Below are 18,406 nucleotides of genomic sequence, written 5' to 3'. Positions count from 1 at the left end.
TATTATTTATTAATATTTATGAAGAAAAGCATTTTATTTTTGGCTATGGTTGCCGGATTAAGCTTTAGTCAAGCTCAAGAGAATCATGGAATAAACTTATCCTACATGGATAAAACAGTGCGTCCTCAAGATGATTTCTATAATTATGTGAATGGAAATTGGATGAAAACGGCAGTTATCCCATCGGATAAAGCACGATGGGGGTCTTTTGATCAACTGGGTGAGAATACAGATATTGCCTCCTTAAAAATTTTATCGGAATCCTTGAACAAGTCCTTTGAAAAAGGAACGGACGGTCAGAAGATTGCAGATTTGTACAAATCCTATGTGGACTTTGATACCCGTAATAAATTAGGAATTAAACCCATTCAAGAAAGGCTTCAAGCTATTGATCAAATTAAAGATTTGAAGGGTTTATATGCTTATTTCCAAAAATATGCGATTGTAGGTGGTAACCCATTTTTTGGTGGTTATGTATCTGCACATATGAAAAATAGTGCTATAAATACCGTTTATCTTGCAGGTGGAAGTTTAGGATTAGGGCGTAATTACTACCAGCAGGTGGATGCTAAAAACACGGAAACGCTAGGTTTATATCAGCAATATATCGACAATTTATATACGAAGGTGGAGCCTAAAACCCGTGATTTAAAAGGTGCTAAGGTGGTCGCATTTGAGAAAGAAATTGCTGCTAAGTTGAAAACAATTGAAGAATCTCGCGATGCTCAAAAACGTTATAATCCAATTGCCGTAAATGATCTGGGTAAAATGGTGAAAAATATGGATATCGCTAATTATATTAAAACCTTAGGTTTTAATGCAGACACGGTAATCATAAGTGAAATTAAGTATTTTCAAGCTTTAGATGAGCTTATAAATACAAAAAATATTCCTGTAATTAAGGAGTATTTGAAGTTTCATGTAATGGATAGGTCCACGGGATACTTAACAAAAGAATTGGATGATTTATCGTTTGATTTTTATGGTCGTAAGTTAAAAGGCCAACAAGAACAACGTGCATTGGATAAACGTGGGTTATCTTTTGTGAATAGTAATGTAGGTGAACTATTGGGTAAGTTATATGTGAAGGAGTATTTTCCGGAAGAGGCTAAGCAAGCTTGTCAAGAAATGGTTCAATACTTGGTGAAATCTTTTGATATGCATATCAAAAACTTAGATTGGATGTCCCCCGAAACGAAAGAAAAAGCACTTGAAAAATTATCTAAATTTAAAGTGAAAATCGGTTATCCGGATCAATGGAAAGATTATTCAAAGCTTAGCATAAATACATCCTTAATTGAAAACATGGAAAATATTCAACGCTGGGCTTTTCAAGAGAATCTTGCTAAACAAGGAAAACCTGTAGATAAAAGCGAATGGGGGATGAATCCGCAAACAGTGAATGCTTACTATAGCCCACTTTATAATGAGATTGTCTTTCCAGCAGCAATTTTACAAGCACCATTTTATGATTATAAAGCGGACGCCGCTGTTAATTTTGGAGGTATTGGCGCAGTGATTGGTCATGAATTGTCTCATGGATTTGATGACTCTGGCTCTCAATACGATGGTAATGGAAATTTGAATAACTGGTGGACTGAAGAGGATAAGGCTAAGTTTGAGGCATCAACCGATGCGCTAGTGAAGCAATTCGAAGCTTATGAGCCAGTACCAGGGGTTTTTGTAAATGGAAGATTTACGCTAGGTGAAAACATCGGTGACCTTGGAGGTTCTTCGGTAGCATTTGATGCTTTGCAAATGTATTTGAAAGATAAGGGAAACCCTGGTTTAATCGATGGATATACACAAGAACAACGATTTTTCTTATCATGGGCAACGATTTGGCGCACAAAAACAACCGATCAGTTTGTCGTGAATCAAGTGAAGACTGATCCACATTCTCCAGCGCAGTACCGTGCTATTGGTCCTATTATTAATTTAGATGCTTTCCATAAAGCATTTGATACTAAACCTGGTGATAAATTGTATTTATCGAAAGATAAGCGGATTATCATCTGGTAATTTGAACTCCAGCATAGAGAAAGGGGCTGTTATTTTGTAACAGCCCCTTTTTTTAGTGTCTTTCTCTTGTGTTGTAGGATTTGAAAGATAATTTTAACCATTCCTTGTAACGAAGGAATGCTTGATTCTTGATTAATTAGAAACTTCTTCTACAGGGGCATCAGGCGCATTTTCTTGTACGGATTTAATTCCATTGGTTCTTCCAGCTTCACTTTCATACATTTCACTTGAACCAATAATTTGACCGTTTCCAGCTTTGAGATTAAAATAAAATTTCCCGTTTTTAGCAGTTAATTTATCAAACTTGGTGATGTCGGGAGCATTCTTTTTTACTGATGAAATCCCATTCTCACAAGCAGCTTTGGTTGTATATCCCTCACTACTTAAAATAACCTGACCATTGGATGCCTTCAGGTTAAACTGAAATTCTCCATTTTTACGTGAAGAAATAACAAACTTTCCCATATTATATTTTTTTTGTGTTAGTTATCTAATTTACTAAAATTCAATAAATATTAAATATTACTTTTTTTAAAAATTTATTAATCAAGTATTGTACCATTTAAATAAAACCAATGCTTTTGAACCATTTTGAAGATTGATTTCTCATGATGGACTCTTGGTTCCTGCTGTTTGTCAAGGTAATGGGCTTTAAATTCTACCGTCTGCGCTGTTGATTTGACTATTTCTAGCCCTTGCCAAGTGTTTTCTTTACTCCACTGTGCAATTGCTTGCTTATTTTGAAACCTTCTGGTTTGCGGATGGAATGTCTGGTATAAAAAATCCGTTTTTTGTAGGACAAACCCTACATACCTAGCCCGCATCAGTTGTTCTGCAGTTTGAATAAGGGAAGGGTTTGCGTGAAAAAGTTCGCAACATGCTGCGTAAGTGTTTGAAGATCCACAAGGACAAGTAGCTTGCATAGGGGCATTGAAAAAAGATGGAAAATTATATTGAATTACGATTTTAAAATCCATACAAAGATACACATCATATGAATGTCATAGAAACTAGTGTAATTGGGATGTTACAAACTATTCCTTGTATTTTGTCGTTATAGTGAAAAACCAACCACATATGACTACATTAAAGAATGAACTCATAGGCACCTGGCAGCTGCTATCGTATATAGAAGTGCCTGTAAAAGGGACAGATTCGTATTTTCCAATGGGTAAGAACCCAAAAGGAACTTTAATTTATGGGGCTGATGGATTTATGTCAGTCAATATTTCGAGTTCAGAACGATCCAAATTTTCATCCAATGACCGGTATCTTTCCTCCGAAGAGGAGATGCTTTCCTGCGTCAAGGGATATATCGCTTTTGCTGGTTCTTATCAGATTGATAATAATCTAGCAATCGTAAGTTACGCAATTCAATCATCGTCTTTTCCGAATTGGGAAGGGGAGGTTCAAGAGCGAAAAATAGATTTTGAAGGTGATGTTTTATACTTAAAATCTGTGAATCCTATTCTCTCCAATAAAGAATATGTGAATAGTTATATGACTTGGCAGCGGGTTGAAAAGTATGAATTACAATCAAGAAGAGAACGATTTTTAGATTATCAATTGAGCAATAAAGATAAAATGCCGTTTGACAGCCTTTAAAAGGCTATTTTGAGGGCAATATTTTTGCTGTTTTTTTACATTAAGATGTATAGCAGTTTTTTTTAATTTTCTGTACCTTTGTGCCATCAATTGAAGCTATGAGTGACGCTATAAAACACGAGTGCGGAATCGCACTTATCCGACTGCTAAAACCCTTATCTTATTATCAAGAAAAATACGGCACGCCCTACTACGGCATCAACAAATTGTATTTGCTTATGGAAAAGCAACACAATAGAGGCCAAGATGGTGCAGGTATTGCTACTATTAAATTTGATGTCAAGCCAGGTAATAGATACATATCCAGGTATCGCGCAATGGGATCTTCTGCAGTAGCAGAAATATTTGAGTATGTTCAAAAGAAATTTGCCGCTGTGCAAAAAGCCTATCCTGAGGAATCTAAGGATACGCAATGGCTTAAAGACAATGTAAGTTTTACCGGTGAAGTTTTATTAGGGCATTTGCGCTATGGTACGCATGGTAAAAATAGCATTGAAAGTTGTCATCCTTTCCTTCGACAAAATAACTGGATGACTAGAAATTTAGTGGTTGCAGGGAATTTCAACATGACAAATGTGGATGAACTATTGCAACAATTATATGATTTAGGGCAGCATCCTAAGGAGCAGGCTGATACAGTTACTGTATTGGAAAAAATCGGTCATTTCTTAGATGAAGAAAATCAAAAACTTTTTGATCATTTCAAACAAGATAGCTTATCTAATATCGAGATCAGTGCTCATATTGCGAAAAACTTAGATGTCACCAAGATATTAAAACGTTCCGCTAAAACATGGGATGGGGGATATACCATTGCAGGTATTTTTGGTCATGGCGATGCATTTGTCATGAGAGATCCCGCAGGTATTAGACCAGCTTATTATTATCAAGATGATGAAGTTTTAGTTGTAGCTTCTGAAAGACCTGTTATTCAAACGGCCTTCAATATTCCATTAAACTCGGTTAAGGAAATCAAACCTGGACACGCATTGATTGCGAAAAAGGATGGTACAGTATCGGAAGAAATGTTTAGAGAGCCTGTAGAGCAAATGTCTTGTTCTTTCGAACGGATCTATTTCTCTAGAGGATCTGATGCGGATATTTATAAAGAGCGTAAATCTTTAGGTCACTTGTTATGTCCTCAAGTATTGAAAAGTATCAATAACGATATTAAAAATACCGTATTCTCTTTTATTCCGAATACCGCGGAGGTATCTTATTATGGAATGATGGAGGGTATTAATAATTTCGTACGTAATTATCAAAAAGAAGTGCTACTTAACCGTTCGGATAAAATAACCGATGGCGAATTGGACGAAATGCTAAGTATTACTCCTCGTTTTGAAAAGTTAAATGTTAAAGATGCGAAGTTAAGAACCTTTATCACGCAAGATGCAGATCGACAAGATATGGTTCAACATGTGTACGATACAACCTACGGGATCGTAAAAGACCATACCGATACTATTGTCGCTATCGATGATTCTATCGTTCGGGGAACTACGTTAAAACAAAGTATCCTGACCATCTTAGATCGTTTAAATCCTAAGAAAATAGTGATTGTTTCTTCGGCTCCACAAATTCGTTATCCTGATTGTTACGGGATAGACATGTCACGTATGGGAGAATTTGTTGCATTTGAAGCTGCGATTTCTTTACTTCGTAAAAATGGCTTGGCTCATATAATCGAAGAGGTATATCAAAAATGTTTAGCTTCTGTAACTTTACCTAAAGATAAAGTGGAAAATTACGTAAAAGCAATTTATGAGCCTTTTACGATGGAACAAATTTCTGAAGAGATAGGACTAATCATCAGACCACATAATTTAAAAGCAGAGTTGGAAGTGATTTTCCAAAACCTAGATAATCTGCATGTGGCTTGTCCTAACCATAAAGGCGATTGGTATTTCTCTGGAAATTATCCAACACCTGGAGGCAATAAAGTCGTAAACAGAGCTTTTATGAATTGGATGGAAGGCAAGAATGTTCGTGCTTATTTCAGCAGTTAATAGAAGATATGAAATATAAAAAGAATGGCTTAGGATCTCCTAAGCCATTCTTTTTATACCTAAATACGAAAGTTGTAGTCTATTAATTTAAGATAGTTTTGCTATCATCTTCTACCGCTATCGGTTGTTTCGCAATTAACATATGGTTGCTGTCAATAGCTGGTTTCTTAACCATTTTAGTTGCAGCTAAATATTGTTTATTATTTGCATATATATAAACCAATGAGCCATCTTTAATGGTATTAATGATAGGTTTGTTTAACTCCCTCGGAAGAGCAGGACAGCCATAGCTTCTTCCCAAACGGCCTGTATTACGGATGACATCCTGACTGCAATAATCTGCACCATGTATCACAATAGCACGAGGTTTCGCTTGATCATTGATTCCTTTTTCCAAACCATCCAATCGTAGAGAATAACCATTGCCACCCATGTAAGTTCCTTCGGTCACATAAAATCCTAAGGAGCTCTGAAAAGAACCATGTCTATTGGAAAAACTAGTCGCGTATTTTTCACCACTATTTCTACCATGAGAAACGATAGTATGGTACAATAGTTTCTTTGCTTTCAAATCAAGGACATACATCCGTTTATCGGTAGATGGAAGTGTGAAATCTATAATCGTAATGATATTCTTATTCTTGGGTGCTAATTGATTATACCCTTGCATTGCTTCTTCAAAAGCTTCCCATTTAATAATTTCCTTTAAATTCAAAGAATCATATAAATCTTGAATAGGATTATTCTTAATGATTTCCGTTTTATTTTTAACGATGGGAATTAGTGTTTCAGTGGGTTTAGGGCTTAGGCTAGAAGTAAAAACAGAACTTGCAATTATTCCTAATGTTATCAATTTTAATTTATTCATAAGCACTATATCCTATTTGATGAATAACAAAATTAGGAAAAAATAAATAATAAAAATGTTAAAACTCTATTAATCAATGACAATCACTAGTGATTCAAAGGGTTTTGACATATCATATACAAATTTAGCATGAGATGACGCATTTCTGACACACATGTGCGATCGTGCTGTTGTCCCTAAAGACCAGCTGTATTCCACAATGGCTCCTTTAGGATTGTTTACCGGAACACCATGAATATAGGCTCCATTAGTAAATCGACTCGCATAGGGCGCAAATCCCTCAATACTCGTAGTACCATCCTTATAATAGAACATTTTAGCTTTCTTCTCTTGGATAAAAAAGATTCCAACAGGTGTTTCCATTGCATGAGGTGGTTTATGCTGTCCTGAGGTCGCAGGATTCATACTGCGTACCTTCCAGCTAAGTTCATCCGTACGTTCCAATAAACAGATATTTTGATTCGTAACATCAACAAAAGCAATGTGATTGATGCTAATTTCCTCACTGAGCGATTTGACGTATCTTTTCGGGACAAACCATTCCCCTTCGAATGATATCCCTTTTATCTTCACCATATCTGTCGTATCACTGCCAATGATACTGACCACAGATCCATCCCGACCATAAATACTTGGTTTAGCTGAAGTTTCAGCAGCATAAAGTGGAGCGGATTGGTATCGCTCGGTTCCTAAGGTGTCCGAAACTCTTTTGTAGGCATTCCTAACGAAATGTTCCACAACAGGAGCTTCCTTATTTTTATTCTTATAGTTTTGTAAAACCCCATAATGATGAGGTTCCCTTTGAAAGTTTTCTACATTTGCTAGGCGTTCTTTGATTTTATCAAATTGAAAATATCGACTCGTGTCTTTATAAGGATATGTTTCTTTTAACGTATGTTTATCATACGTTAGTTCGATATCCAAAGTGATATCTTTCGCTGTCCTTGGTCTTAAGCGTTCAATTTCTTCCGCTTTTTTAATTTGTTCTAATGAATCTTTTTTTTGCTGATCCGCTTTATCTAAGGGTTTTGAGCTTGGATTTTGACAAGCTGTAACACATAGTATTGCCAATACCAAGCAGTATAACACATAATTTCTCATCAATTATATCGGTATTTCTGGTTTTAAAAATCAATTTGCTTCGTAAGTCATGATTCTTATGAAGCTACAATAATTATCTTAAAAATCATTCCATAATTTAATTATCTTAAATTTAAATTCAATTATTAACAAGATGCAGGTAAATCCTTTTATAAAAATCGCTGTTGCTATCATCATAAATGATAAAAACCAGCTCTTAACGGTTCAAAAGTTTGGCTCTACCTATTATCAATTGCCAGGTGGAAAAATTGAAGCGAATGAAAAACCTATTGATTCGCTATTAAGGGAGCTCAATGAAGAATTAAATTTGCAATTCCAGGAGGACGATTGCCAATTTATGGCAGTTCACGAAGCACAGGCTGTCAATGAACAGGGGAAAACTGTACGAGGGTTTATTTTTAAAATAAAGTTGAACAATGAGTTAAGTGATCTAAAAGTTCAAGCGGAACTAAAGGAATTGCTTTGGCTTGATACTACAGCCATAGCGGATGTAAAATTAGCAAATCTATTAAAGCAATTTGCTTTACCTATATGGTTAGAAGATAACAGTGGAAATTAGGCATACAAAAAAAGCTGCTTCCATTAGAAGCAGCTTTTAAAACAATGATTATATTTTAATTAAAAATGGAAAGTAACACCTACAGATGGAGTAAATGAACTAGCATTTAAACCGTAAGTTTTCGATGTAGATTTTGAATCAGTACCTTCAGTTTTTGAAGTGTTGCTCTCAAAGTATAAACCTCTTACTTTAAAATCAATACCGATATTACTTGTCGGGAAAAATGCGATACCTGGAGCTAATTCAACACCGTAACGTTCAGTGGTTCCAGTTTTCGTATCGTTTCTTTTTTCAGTACCCCATGCCATAGGAACTGATAATTGTCCAAAGAATTTTACAGGACCTTGATTGGCGCTGTATAGTCTTCCGAAAGGCGCTACTACAAATGAGTTATTCGTTATTTTGTTATCTGAAGTTGAAATATTGTCACTCCAATTGTATCCAATGCCTGTACCAATTGCTATATTATCAGCAACAAAATAACCTGCCGAAGGAACAATTCCAAAAGAGGTTGTTTCTACATCATAATTTTTATATGACTTATTTTCAAAAGATACTTCACCACCTACTATAAATTTACCTTTTTCGGTTTGTGCTTGAGTTGCAAATGTAATTGCAGATACTGCAGTTAACGTAAGTAATAATTTTTTCATGTTATATATTTTAATTACTGACTCTATTGTCATATATGGTCAAATATTCAATCTCTGTGCCAAAACTTAAATTTAATACTTTAACCGTATGCTGATAATCTGTTGTTTTTTAATTAACGGTTTGATAGCAAGCTTTTTACGTCATTTGTAAAGTTTGTGTCATTTTGGTTAATGACAATTCTCTTACAATACCTAAGTAGCGCTTAATCTGACAATTTGGTTGAACAATAGCTGTTGTTGACAAACAGTCAGTTTAATAAATCATATTGTCAGTTAAACTAATTTCTTTTTGGCAGTTTCTAGCTATAGTTAGTTCAGTTTGCGATTATTCAACCTTAAGGAGTTAAGAATAACAGAAACCGAGCTTAAGCTCATGGCTGCAGCAGCTATCATTGGAGACATCAATATTCCAAAACTAAAATAAAAGAGACCTGCAGCGACTGGTATACCGATAACATTGTATAAAAATGCAAATCCTAAATTCTGTTTGATATTCCTAATCATCGCCTTACTCAATTGATATGCTTTATGAACGGCTGATAGATTTCCCTTCACTAAAGTAATTGCGGAACTTTGAATAGCGACATCTGTGCCATTGCCCATTGCAATCCCAACATCTGCTTGCGTGAGTGCTGGAGCGTCGTTGATTCCGTCCCCCATCATAATTACTACTTTTCCATCTCCTTGCAGTTTTTTTATACCTTCCAATTTATCTGCTGGCAAAAGGTTTCCTTTCACCTGTTTGATATTCACCATTTTTGCTATCAAATCTGCTGTGTGCTGATTATCACCTGTAAACATGTATACATCTAAACCTTCCTGTTGAAATTTCTGAATCACTTCTTTGCTGTTTTCTTTAAGGTCATCAAATGCAGCAATAATACCTGCAATTTGATGATCAATAGCTAAAATAGAAACCGAATTGCCTTCAAGCTGTAAGGCATCTATCTGTTGTTCCTGTTCCAAGTTTAAGGATATCCCTTGTTCTTTCATCAACCTTAGGGTGCCTAATAGAACCTGCATATGGAAAATTTTTCCTTGAACACCACGACCACTAAGATTTTCAAATTGGCTAACATCCAACAAAGCTAATTGAAGCTCATGCGCACGATCCAACATCGCCTGAGCTAAAGGATGGGTACTGCTTTTATTTACAGATGCGGCTATTTGTAAGATATCTTGCTCTTTAAATTGCGCATTCCAGGATTGTATAGTCGAAACGGTAGGCTTACCCGCGGTGATCGTCCCTGTTTTATCCACAACTAGCACATCCGCTTTCGCCATTTGCTCCAAAGCTTCGGCATGTTTTATTAAAATTCCATTTTTTGCACCTTTCCCAATACCCACCATGACAGACATAGGTGTTGCCAATCCTAAAGCGCAGGGACAAGCAACAATTAAAACAGCAAGCATGTTGGAAAAAGCTAATGCCACATTATTTTCTATTGCTAACATGATCCAAACAAGAAACGTCAATAGCGCTATTGCAATAACCGTTGGTACGAATATTTTGGACACTTTATCCGTAAGTTTCTGAATAGGAGGTTGACTGCGACTAGCATCATTGACCAGTTGAATTATTTGTGCCAATAAGGTTTCGGTTCCTACACGTTTCGCTTCCATCAATAGTTCATGATTCCCATTGATTGTTCCCGCAATAACAGTATCACCAATTACTTTTTCTACCGGAATAGGTTCACCAGTGATCATGGATTCATCAATAGCGCTCATACCTTCCGAGACGATACCATCCACCGGAATTTTATCTCCAGCTCGGACTTTCAATACATCACCTTGTTGAACTTGATGAATAGACACCTTAGTTTCTTTCCCATCGCGTACTAAAATTGCTTCCGCGGGACTAAGTTTTATTAATTCTTTGATAGCTGCATTCGTGCGAGAATGTGCTTTAGCCTCCATCAGTTGCCCGAGTAGTACTAAGGTTAAGATGACACATACCGATTCAAAATATAAATGAACCTCCCCATGATGCCCCTTCAATTCCGAAGGAAATAATTGTGGAAAGAAAAGTGCGAATAAACTAAACACAAATGCAGCGGCAGAGCCAAGACCGATCAAACTAAACATATTTAAATTCCAAGTTTTAAATGATGTCCAAGCACGTTCAAAAAACATCCAGCAAGTGTAAAAAACTACAGGTAAAGTAAAAATCAGTTGCAGCCAAGATTGAATATGATAAGGGATAAATTGGCTAATGGGTTGTCCAGGTAACATATCTCCCATAGAAAGGATAAATACTGGAATTGTACAAGCTAGACTGATCCAAAACTTTTTCAATAAATCTTGATAATGCTTATCCTCTTCTGGATCTGGTTGATTTACCTGTAAGTCCATTCCGCAAATTGAGCATTGACCCGGATGGTCTTGAACGATTTCAGGATGCATAGGACAGCTAAAGGTAACAGCTAAACTTGTCGTTGGAATTTTTTCCAAATTCATCCCACAAACTGGGCAATAGCCAAATTCATCGTACACCTTATCTCCCTCACACATCATCGGACAATAATATTTACCTGCTTGTGCAGATCGATTGGATGCAGAATGAATGTTATGTTGCTGGTATTCAGCACTAAAGTCAACCTTCTCTACCGGACGTAAATGCATGTGGCAAACCGGACAATTCCCAGGTTCGGCATAGGTCTTATCTTTTCCCTCGCAAAACATAGGACAGATGTACTGGTTACTTTCAGACACTTCGGCTTGATGTTGATGGCTAGTTGCTGGCTCATCTGAATGCGGATCCTGCAATTGATATTGACCACCTAAATCATTCAATTTTTCTTGTAATTCAGTAAATTGAATAGGACTATCCGTATGGATTTCGGCCTCAGCACGCTCTAAATTCACTTTCGCACGAACACCTTCCAGTTCATTTAACTTTTTTTCAACCATATTTCTACAGCCTCCACAGGTCATTCCAGATACTTTATAGGTGATGTGTTTGTGCATGATTTTCGTTTTAATGTATAGTACAAAGTTCGTTATAAACCATATATCCTTTGTTACACAATTTCCATAATATGTTATAAAATTATTGGCTTTGCCTAAATACTTTACTATTTTAGTACAAAACCTAATAATATGTCAATAAACCGTAGAGATTTTCTTTATAAGTCAGCAATGTTGATTCCCGCCTTGCAACTATCTCAATTATATGCAAAAACTGGTTCGAACTCGAAAATTAGAATTGGAGCCATTGGAATTAAAGGAATGGGCTGGTCCAATATCAATTCCATGCTTAAACATCCCGATGTAATTTGTACTGCCATCTGTGATATTGATGAGGCTGTGATTACAGAACGTTTGAAACAATTGAAAGAATTGGGGCAGCATCCTACGGTATATAAAAACTATCAAGAATTACTTCAGGATAATCAAGTAGATGCTGTTATGATTGGCACGCCCGATCATTGGCATTGTTTGATGATGGTCGATGCGGTGAAAGCAGGTAAACATGTTTATGTCGAAAAACCAATTGGCAATTCTATCGTTGAGTGTAATACGATGTTAGCGGCAAAAAATAAATACCAGAAGTTGGTGCAGGTCGGGCAGTGGCAACGGTCTCAAAAGCATTTTAAAGATGCCATAGATTTTGTGCATTCGGGGAAATTAGGCAAAATACGACTGGTAAAATCTTGGGCTTATTTAGGCTGGAAGCAGCGTGTGCCAGTAGTAGCAGATTCGGCAATACCTGCAGGTGTGGACTATAAGGCTTGGACTGGACCTGCAAAATTAACAGCTTTCAATGCCAACCGTTTTCATTACAACTTCCGCTGGTATTGGGATTATGCGGGTGGGTTAATGACCGATTGGGGAGTGCATTTATTAGATTATGCACTATTAGGAATGAAAACATCAGATCCAAAATCCATTATGGCGGCAGGAGGAAAGTTTGCCTATCCAGATGATGCAGGCGATACGCCAGATACGTTAACTACAGTTTACGAATTTGATGGATTTAACATTCAGTGGGAACATGCCACAAGTATCAGTGGTGGTCCTTACCAAAGGGAGCATGGCATAGCCTTTATAGGTAATAATGGCACATTAGTTTTAGATCGTAATGGCTGGGAAGTGATACCGGAAGGAACTAAAATGGAAAAAGTACCCTTACAAAAACGAGTAGATAATGGCCTGGATTTACATACTGTTAATTTTATCGAAGCGATAAAGGCGAATAATCCAGCGATGTTAAATGCCCCATTAGAAGTCGGAGCACATATCGCCAAATTCTCCCAAATGGGAAATATAGCTTATCGAACAGGCAAGAAGATTTATTGGAAAAAAGATACGCAATCCTTTGTGGAGTCCGAAGCAAATAAATTGCTTGCAGCATCGTACAATAATGGGTATAAAATACCTAAAGTTTAAATAATTGGGTAAAGAGAACTGGAACTTTTGACCTCGTAATTATCCTTCATCGTTTTAAAAAAACCTTTATTTACAGGGTTTACTTCTAAGATTAAGGGTAAATAAATTTGGTTATTATGTATTGTTAAGGCATAATAACCAAATAATATATCTTTATTTTTCTGAACAGATTTTACCTCTTTTATGGCTTGAATATCTCGAAGTAAGTTAAATTGCGTACGATTACCACTTGTCCATTCAAGGATTACTTCATTATTGGAGGGGTTGTACCAAACTTGTTGATTTTTAGCGTATTTCAATTGATTGTTTAATAACAATAATTGACTCATCAGGTATAAACTGATGGGTAGAAGGATTAATAAAATTTTTACTTTCATCGCTAGAAATATGATCAGTAAAAACAATATCAATCCAAAACCTGCCGTGGCGACCGTACTTTTAATAATTTTATTCAGTATTTGAGCACCACATTCTATGCCTATAAATCCTTGTTGCTGCTTTCGTTCGGCCACTAAGGAATTTCCTTTCATGACTATTTTTCGAGTAATAAAATAGAGCAGTATGCCAATCAAAGCGGCAATCAACACGAATTTTTGCATTTTTAGTATTGTTCTTTTTCGTTCGGATAATCTCCAGCTTTCACATCTGCCACATATTGACTAGCCGCTTTCGAAATTTCTTCAAATAGGTTAAGGTACTGCCTCAAAAACTTAGGTTTAAACTCCTGGGTTATACCTAACATGTCGTTTACGACCAGGACCTGACCGTCACAACCGTTCCCAGCACCTATACCTATGGTTGGAATAGCTAGTGTTTTTGAAACTTCTTCGGCCAATGCTGCTGGTATCTTTTCCAATACTATAGCGAAACAACCGGCTTCTTGCAATGCCAAAGCGTCTATTTTTAATTTTTCAGCTTCGGCATCTTCTTTCGCCCGTACGCCGAAGTCTCCAAATTTATAAATGGATTGGGGGGTCAAACCAAGATGACCACAAACTGGAATTCCGGATTGAACTATTTTTTTAATATTATCGATGATCTCTAGCCCACCTTCCAGTTTTAGGGCATGTGCTCCAGATTCTTTCATCATGCGTACAGCAGCTTTATAAGCATCTTCTGTAGCGCCTTGATAGGTGCCGAAAGGCAAATCCGCTAATACCATCGCTCGATTCGTAGCACGTGCAACGGAAGATGCGTGATAGATCATTTGGTCTAAGGTAATCGGTAAGGTAGTTTCATACCCTGCAAAAACATTTGCTGCTGAATCCCCCACGAGTAAAATCTCGACTCCTGCCTGATCCAATATGCGGGCCATCGAATAATCATAAGCCGTTAGCATACTGATTTTTTCGCCTTTATCCTTCATATCGCGAATGCTCGATGTGGTGATTCGCTTAATTACCTTATTTACCGACATGATACTTCTTTTTTGTTGCTAAAATAGACATTTTTATACTAGTATCCACTTGAATCTTAGTTCATTGGTTAAAAACGGCTGAATAATAGAAATTTAGCCTTTATTTCTTATTTTTGCAACATGGTTTCACAAGAACAAAATCACTTTAAATTTCCCAAATTTCAAGATTTAATCATCCATGAAGATGATAACTTGATTGTTATCAATAAACCCCCATTCATAGCTTCCCTAGATGCTCGTGATGGAGGAGAGATCAATATCCTTCGGTTAGCTAAAAAATACCATGCAGATGCACAAGTATGTCATCGCTTAGACAAGGATACTTCTGGGGTCTTATTGATTGCTAAAAATCCAGAAACTTATCGCCTGATGTCTATTGAATTTGAAAAGCGTCGTGTTGAAAAAATTTATCATGCTATCATCGGAGGAACCCATGTTTTTGAAGACCTAAAGGTTGATTTACCCATCTTGAATCAGGGTAATAAAAATGTGACTATAGATCGTTATTTAGGTAAACCTTCCGAAACGATTTTTAACAGTATTCGATACTTTAAACAATTTACCTTGGTGCAATGTAAACCCATTACTGGACGGATGCATCAAATCCGAATTCATTTAGCTACGCAACATGCCGCTATTGTCGGAGATACCCTTTATAAAGGAAAACCCGTTTATTTATCGCAAATTAAAAAGCGTGGATATACCTTATCCAAAGATCAGGAAGAACAAACCATTATGAAGCGCTTCGCATTACATTCTCGTTCGGTCAAATTTCAATTGAATGGTCAAGAATATGCGTTTGAGGCAGAATATCCAAAAGATTTTGCTACTTTGTTGAAGCAACTTGAAAAATTTGATACTTAAGCTATGACCAAGAAACCCATTTCCACCAAAAGTGTTGTTTATTATATTGTACTAATTATTGTTGTTCTATTGATGGTTATTCCTACAAGCCGGAAATGGATGGCAGAAGGAATGCAGAAAATTGGTCTGTTTAAGCCAGCCATTGAACAAGCTAAATCCGCATCCACCATGCCTGTTTCTCCCTTGTTGGCTGTAGAAACAGCTATGTTTTCGGATGATACTGGCAAAACATTCAGTACCCAAGACCTCAAGGGTAAAGTGGTATTTCTTAATTTTTGGGCTACTTGGTGCGGTCCTTGCCGTGATGAAATGCCTTCCATCCAAGCACTTTATAATAAGTATAAAGATCATGATCAAATCGAATTTTTACTTGTAGAAATTGAGCATAATGCCGACGGTGCCAAGGAATTTTTGGCGAAGGAAAACCTAAAATTACCTATTTTTTATCCCGAAAGTGAAATTCCCGAAGCCTGGTTGAGTGGATCCATTCCAAGTACTGTTGTATTAGATAAACAAGGAAATCGCGTATTCGATCATAAAGGTATGGCCGACTATTCGACCAAAGAATTTGAAGATTTTATCATCTCCCAAATTAATAAATAACGATGACCAAGCAAGGTTTAATAGATTTAATCAAAGCCAAAAAAAGTTTTTTATGTGTGGGTTTAGATACCGACATTAAGAAAATTCCAGCCCATCTATTAGATGAGGAAGATCCAATATTTTCGTTTAATAAAGCAATCATTGAAGCCACTTCAGATCTTTGTGTGGCTTATAAGCCCAATATAGCCTTTTTTGAAAGCTATGGTGTCAAAGGCTGGGAAGCGTTGCGGAAGACTAGTGAACTAATACCAAGCGATTGTTTCAGTATTGCTGATGCCAAACGCGGCGATATTGGCAATACGTCCACTCGCTATGCTGAAGCCTTTTTCAATCCAGAAGTTTCAGGTTTAAATTTTGATTCCATTACCATTGCTCCTTACATGGGTAAAGATTCTGTCACCCCATTTTTAGAGTATCCTGGGAAATGGGCAATAGTATTGGCTTTAACTTCCAATGCAGGAAGTTTAGACTTTCAAAATTTTACCAATGCAGCAGGAAAACAATTGTTTGAAGAAGTTATAGACAAAGTGAACACCTGGGGGACCACCGAGAACCTCATGTATGTAGTCGGAGCAACCCGTGGAGAAGCATTTCTTAAAATTCGTGAACATGCTCCAGATCATTTTTTATTAGTTCCAGGCGTAGGAGCACAAGGCGGTTCGCTGGCGGATGTTTGTCGATATGGGATGAATAAGGATTGTGGCTTACTAGTGAATAGTACGCGTGCTATAGTCTATGCCTCTCAGGGAAAAGACTTTGCAGAGAAAGCTAGGGAAGAAGCTTTGAAACTGCAGTTAGAGATGCAAGAACAATTAGAAATTCATGGGATAATCTAATCGTTTGGGAAAGAAATTCTTACTTTTTGTTAAATTTTTCAGGTTTGGCATAATAATTTGTAGATATGCAGGATTAAGAAGTAATATGAAAAAAGTAAGATTCACCCTTCCTGTAGTTATCATTGGTTTTGGATTAGCAATGTTCAGTTCTTGTAGTTCTGTATACTTACCAAATGTGCCTGCGACACCTATGTTTCAACATCAAGGCGAAGGGTATCTAGCAGCACATGTGAACCCAAAAAGTAATGTGAGTGGAAATGCAGGATTTGCTGTTACCGATCATTTGGCTATTCTAGCCAATGGGTCCTATGTAGATTACAAATCCACCAATCATGATTTTAAGCAATATGTTTACGAAGGTGGGCTTGGCTATTTTACAGCCATCGGCAAAAAGAAACAAACCGTCTTAGAATTTTATGCAGGTTATGGCCTAGGTTCGAGTACAGATGTGGATAAACGAGCGAGTACAACTGGAGCAGATCCAGTGGAAAGTCGGGAAACTGATTTTAATAAAATATTCATACAAACTAACTTTTCTTCCAGTAAAAAAGACAACATCAAGTTGTTTGGAAAAAAAAGAACATTAAATTATGGTACAGCCATTCGTCTGAGCCGTTTAAAAATGGATAATTTTCAACTCAATGGGTTGGAAAGTCCTTTGGAGGAAAATGTATTTGTAGAACCTATATTTTTTACTCGATTACAATTAAATAAAGGTTTACAATTGCAATATACCAATGGTTGGAATATTGGCCTCATGAAAAATGAATATCTAAAACCTGGTAATGCCGTATTTACCTTAGGATTGATTTATAATTTTGGAAGAAAGAAATAATTATATGAAAAAGTTAGTTGCTATTTTAGCAGTAAGTGTAATCTTCATGCTATCGGGATGTCAAGTGAATAAAAAAGCGCAGTTGAAAGCACTTGCAGATTGTGATTACGATGTGGAGTCGGTAGAAAAGGTAAAATTCAATGGTAAAAATTTGGAATCTTACAAAGGTTCAGACGGCAACTTTAGTGTATCTACTTTAGCCAGTCTTGCAGTCGCATTATTTAGTAAAGAGCTGCCATTGGAGGGACAAGTAAATATGAAAATTACCAATCCTGAGGCTAAAAAAGCAGCTTTCAATTCCTTTAAATATTTAATAGAAATTCAAGGAACTCCACTGTTTGAAGGTACAGTAGATCAAAATGTAAATCTTGCCCAAGGACAAAGTACCATTGTACCATTAACTTTTCAAGCGAATATTTTCAATAAGGCTCGGGAAAATGGCGTGGAGAAATTTTTAGATGAATTATTTAATCGCGATACGGAAGGATTCTTAGTCTTAAAAATCAAACCTTCTATTCGTATTGCTGGACAAAACTTATATTATCCAAGTTACATCACCATTGATAAGAATTTCGGCAAAAAGCTTTTTAAAATATTTAAACTTTAGACAAGTTTGTTCTGAATGTAGTCCAAGATAAAGCC

At 36.5% G+C, this 18,406-nt stretch carries 18 protein-coding genes; 10 read left to right on the top strand and 8 right to left on the bottom strand.

What is annotated here, in order from left to right; translation table 11 throughout:
• Positions 1–18 precede the first annotated feature (18 nt).
• On the top strand, positions 19–2,022 hold the full coding sequence (locus ACFRAE_RS01005) for a M13 family metallopeptidase (RefSeq protein ID WP_422795248.1): 2,004 nt from the start codon (positions 19–21) through the stop codon (positions 2,020–2,022).
• Between the two features lie 132 nt (positions 2,023–2,154).
• Here ACFRAE_RS01005 and ACFRAE_RS01000 read toward each other — a convergent pair whose 3' ends face one another.
• Both ACFRAE_RS01000 and ACFRAE_RS00995 read right to left on the bottom strand, forming a co-directional pair.
• Positions 2,155–2,487: a YegP family protein gene (locus ACFRAE_RS01000; protein WP_422795247.1), complete on the bottom strand. Its 333-nt coding sequence runs from the start codon at positions 2,485–2,487 to the stop codon at positions 2,155–2,157.
• A gap of 77 nt (positions 2,488–2,564) precedes the next feature.
• On the bottom strand, positions 2,565–2,999 hold the full coding sequence (locus ACFRAE_RS00995) for a YchJ family protein (RefSeq protein WP_422795246.1): 435 nt from the start codon (positions 2,997–2,999) through the stop codon (positions 2,565–2,567).
• A 100-nt stretch (positions 3,000–3,099) separates the two neighbouring features.
• Here ACFRAE_RS00995 and ACFRAE_RS00990 point away from each other — a divergent pair, with 100 nt between their 5' ends.
• Both ACFRAE_RS00990 and ACFRAE_RS00985 read left to right on the top strand, forming a co-directional pair.
• On the top strand, positions 3,100–3,627 hold the full coding sequence (locus ACFRAE_RS00990; protein WP_422795245.1) for a lipocalin-like domain-containing protein: 528 nt from the start codon (positions 3,100–3,102) through the stop codon (positions 3,625–3,627).
• 98 nt (positions 3,628–3,725) lie between these two features.
• Positions 3,726–5,636 (top strand): amidophosphoribosyltransferase, encoded by a 1,911-nt coding sequence (locus tag ACFRAE_RS00985; protein ID WP_422795244.1) that lies wholly within the window; start codon positions 3,726–3,728, stop codon positions 5,634–5,636.
• Between the two features lie 82 nt (positions 5,637–5,718).
• Here the strand turns inward: ACFRAE_RS00985 and ACFRAE_RS00980 are convergent, their stop codons facing one another.
• Together ACFRAE_RS00980 and ACFRAE_RS00975 are read right to left on the bottom strand one after the other, a co-directional pair.
• The gene (locus tag ACFRAE_RS00980; protein ID WP_422795243.1) at positions 5,719–6,504 is read right to left on the bottom strand and encodes a murein L,D-transpeptidase catalytic domain family protein; all 786 of its coding nucleotides are present in this window, start codon (positions 6,502–6,504) and stop codon (positions 5,719–5,721) included.
• Positions 6,505–6,573: 69 nt separating this feature from the next.
• Complete coding sequence (locus ACFRAE_RS00975; protein ID WP_422795242.1) at positions 6,574–7,605, bottom strand: L,D-transpeptidase; 1,032 nt, start codon at positions 7,603–7,605, stop codon at positions 6,574–6,576.
• 133 nt (positions 7,606–7,738) lie between these two features.
• Between ACFRAE_RS00975 and ACFRAE_RS00970 the strand changes: the two genes are divergently transcribed.
• Positions 7,739–8,164, top strand: a complete 426-nt coding sequence (locus ACFRAE_RS00970) for an NUDIX hydrolase (protein ID WP_422795241.1) — start codon at positions 7,739–7,741, stop codon at positions 8,162–8,164.
• 59 nt (positions 8,165–8,223) lie between these two features.
• Here the strand turns inward: ACFRAE_RS00970 and ACFRAE_RS00965 are convergent, their stop codons facing one another.
• Together ACFRAE_RS00965 and ACFRAE_RS00960 are read right to left on the bottom strand one after the other, a co-directional pair.
• On the bottom strand, positions 8,224–8,817 hold the full coding sequence (locus ACFRAE_RS00965) for an outer membrane beta-barrel protein (RefSeq protein WP_422795240.1): 594 nt from the start codon (positions 8,815–8,817) through the stop codon (positions 8,224–8,226).
• Between the two features lie 309 nt (positions 8,818–9,126).
• Positions 9,127–11,787, bottom strand: coding sequence for a heavy metal translocating P-type ATPase (locus ACFRAE_RS00960; protein WP_422795239.1), 2,661 nt, complete (start codon positions 11,785–11,787; stop codon positions 9,127–9,129).
• A gap of 132 nt (positions 11,788–11,919) precedes the next feature.
• Here ACFRAE_RS00960 and ACFRAE_RS00955 point away from each other — a divergent pair, with 132 nt between their 5' ends.
• On the top strand, positions 11,920–13,209 hold the full coding sequence (locus tag ACFRAE_RS00955; RefSeq protein WP_422795238.1) for a Gfo/Idh/MocA family protein: 1,290 nt from the start codon (positions 11,920–11,922) through the stop codon (positions 13,207–13,209).
• Here the strand turns inward: ACFRAE_RS00955 and ACFRAE_RS00950 are convergent.
• Positions 13,206–13,808 (bottom strand): hypothetical protein, encoded by a 603-nt coding sequence (locus ACFRAE_RS00950; RefSeq protein ID WP_422795237.1) that lies wholly within the window; start codon positions 13,806–13,808, stop codon positions 13,206–13,208. The two genes, ACFRAE_RS00955 and ACFRAE_RS00950, sit on opposite strands and share 4 nt — an antisense overlap.
• 2 nt (positions 13,809–13,810) lie before the next feature.
• A complete protein-coding gene (panB, locus tag ACFRAE_RS00945; protein ID WP_422795236.1) occupies positions 13,811–14,626 on the bottom strand; it encodes a 3-methyl-2-oxobutanoate hydroxymethyltransferase in 816 nt (271 codons plus the stop codon).
• Positions 14,627–14,746: 120 nt separating this feature from the next.
• On the opposite strand from panB, the gene ACFRAE_RS00940 reads away from it, so the two are divergent.
• From ACFRAE_RS00940 to ACFRAE_RS00920, 5 genes are all read left to right on the top strand, one after another.
• On the top strand, positions 14,747–15,490 hold the full coding sequence (locus ACFRAE_RS00940) for an RluA family pseudouridine synthase (protein ID WP_422795235.1): 744 nt from the start codon (positions 14,747–14,749) through the stop codon (positions 15,488–15,490).
• A 3-nt stretch (positions 15,491–15,493) separates the two neighbouring features.
• A complete protein-coding gene (locus ACFRAE_RS00935) occupies positions 15,494–16,093 on the top strand; it encodes a redoxin family protein (RefSeq protein WP_422795234.1) in 600 nt (199 codons plus the stop codon).
• A gap of 2 nt (positions 16,094–16,095) precedes the next feature.
• Positions 16,096–16,929 (top strand): orotidine-5'-phosphate decarboxylase, encoded by an 834-nt coding sequence (gene pyrF, locus ACFRAE_RS00930; protein ID WP_422795233.1) that lies wholly within the window; start codon positions 16,096–16,098, stop codon positions 16,927–16,929.
• An 85-nt stretch (positions 16,930–17,014) separates the two neighbouring features.
• Positions 17,015–17,764, top strand: a complete 750-nt coding sequence (locus ACFRAE_RS00925) for a hypothetical protein (protein ID WP_422795232.1) — start codon at positions 17,015–17,017, stop codon at positions 17,762–17,764.
• Positions 17,765–17,768: 4 nt separating this feature from the next.
• A complete protein-coding gene (locus ACFRAE_RS00920) occupies positions 17,769–18,371 on the top strand; it encodes a hypothetical protein (protein WP_422795231.1) in 603 nt (200 codons plus the stop codon).
• The last annotated feature ends 35 nt before the right edge of the window (positions 18,372–18,406 follow it).

The sequence above is a fragment of the Sphingobacterium sp. HJSM2_6 genome, from assembly GCF_049316305.1.
GTDB lineage: Bacteria > Bacteroidota > Bacteroidia > Sphingobacteriales > Sphingobacteriaceae > Sphingobacterium.
This window is presented reverse-complemented; position numbering and strand designations above follow the sequence as displayed.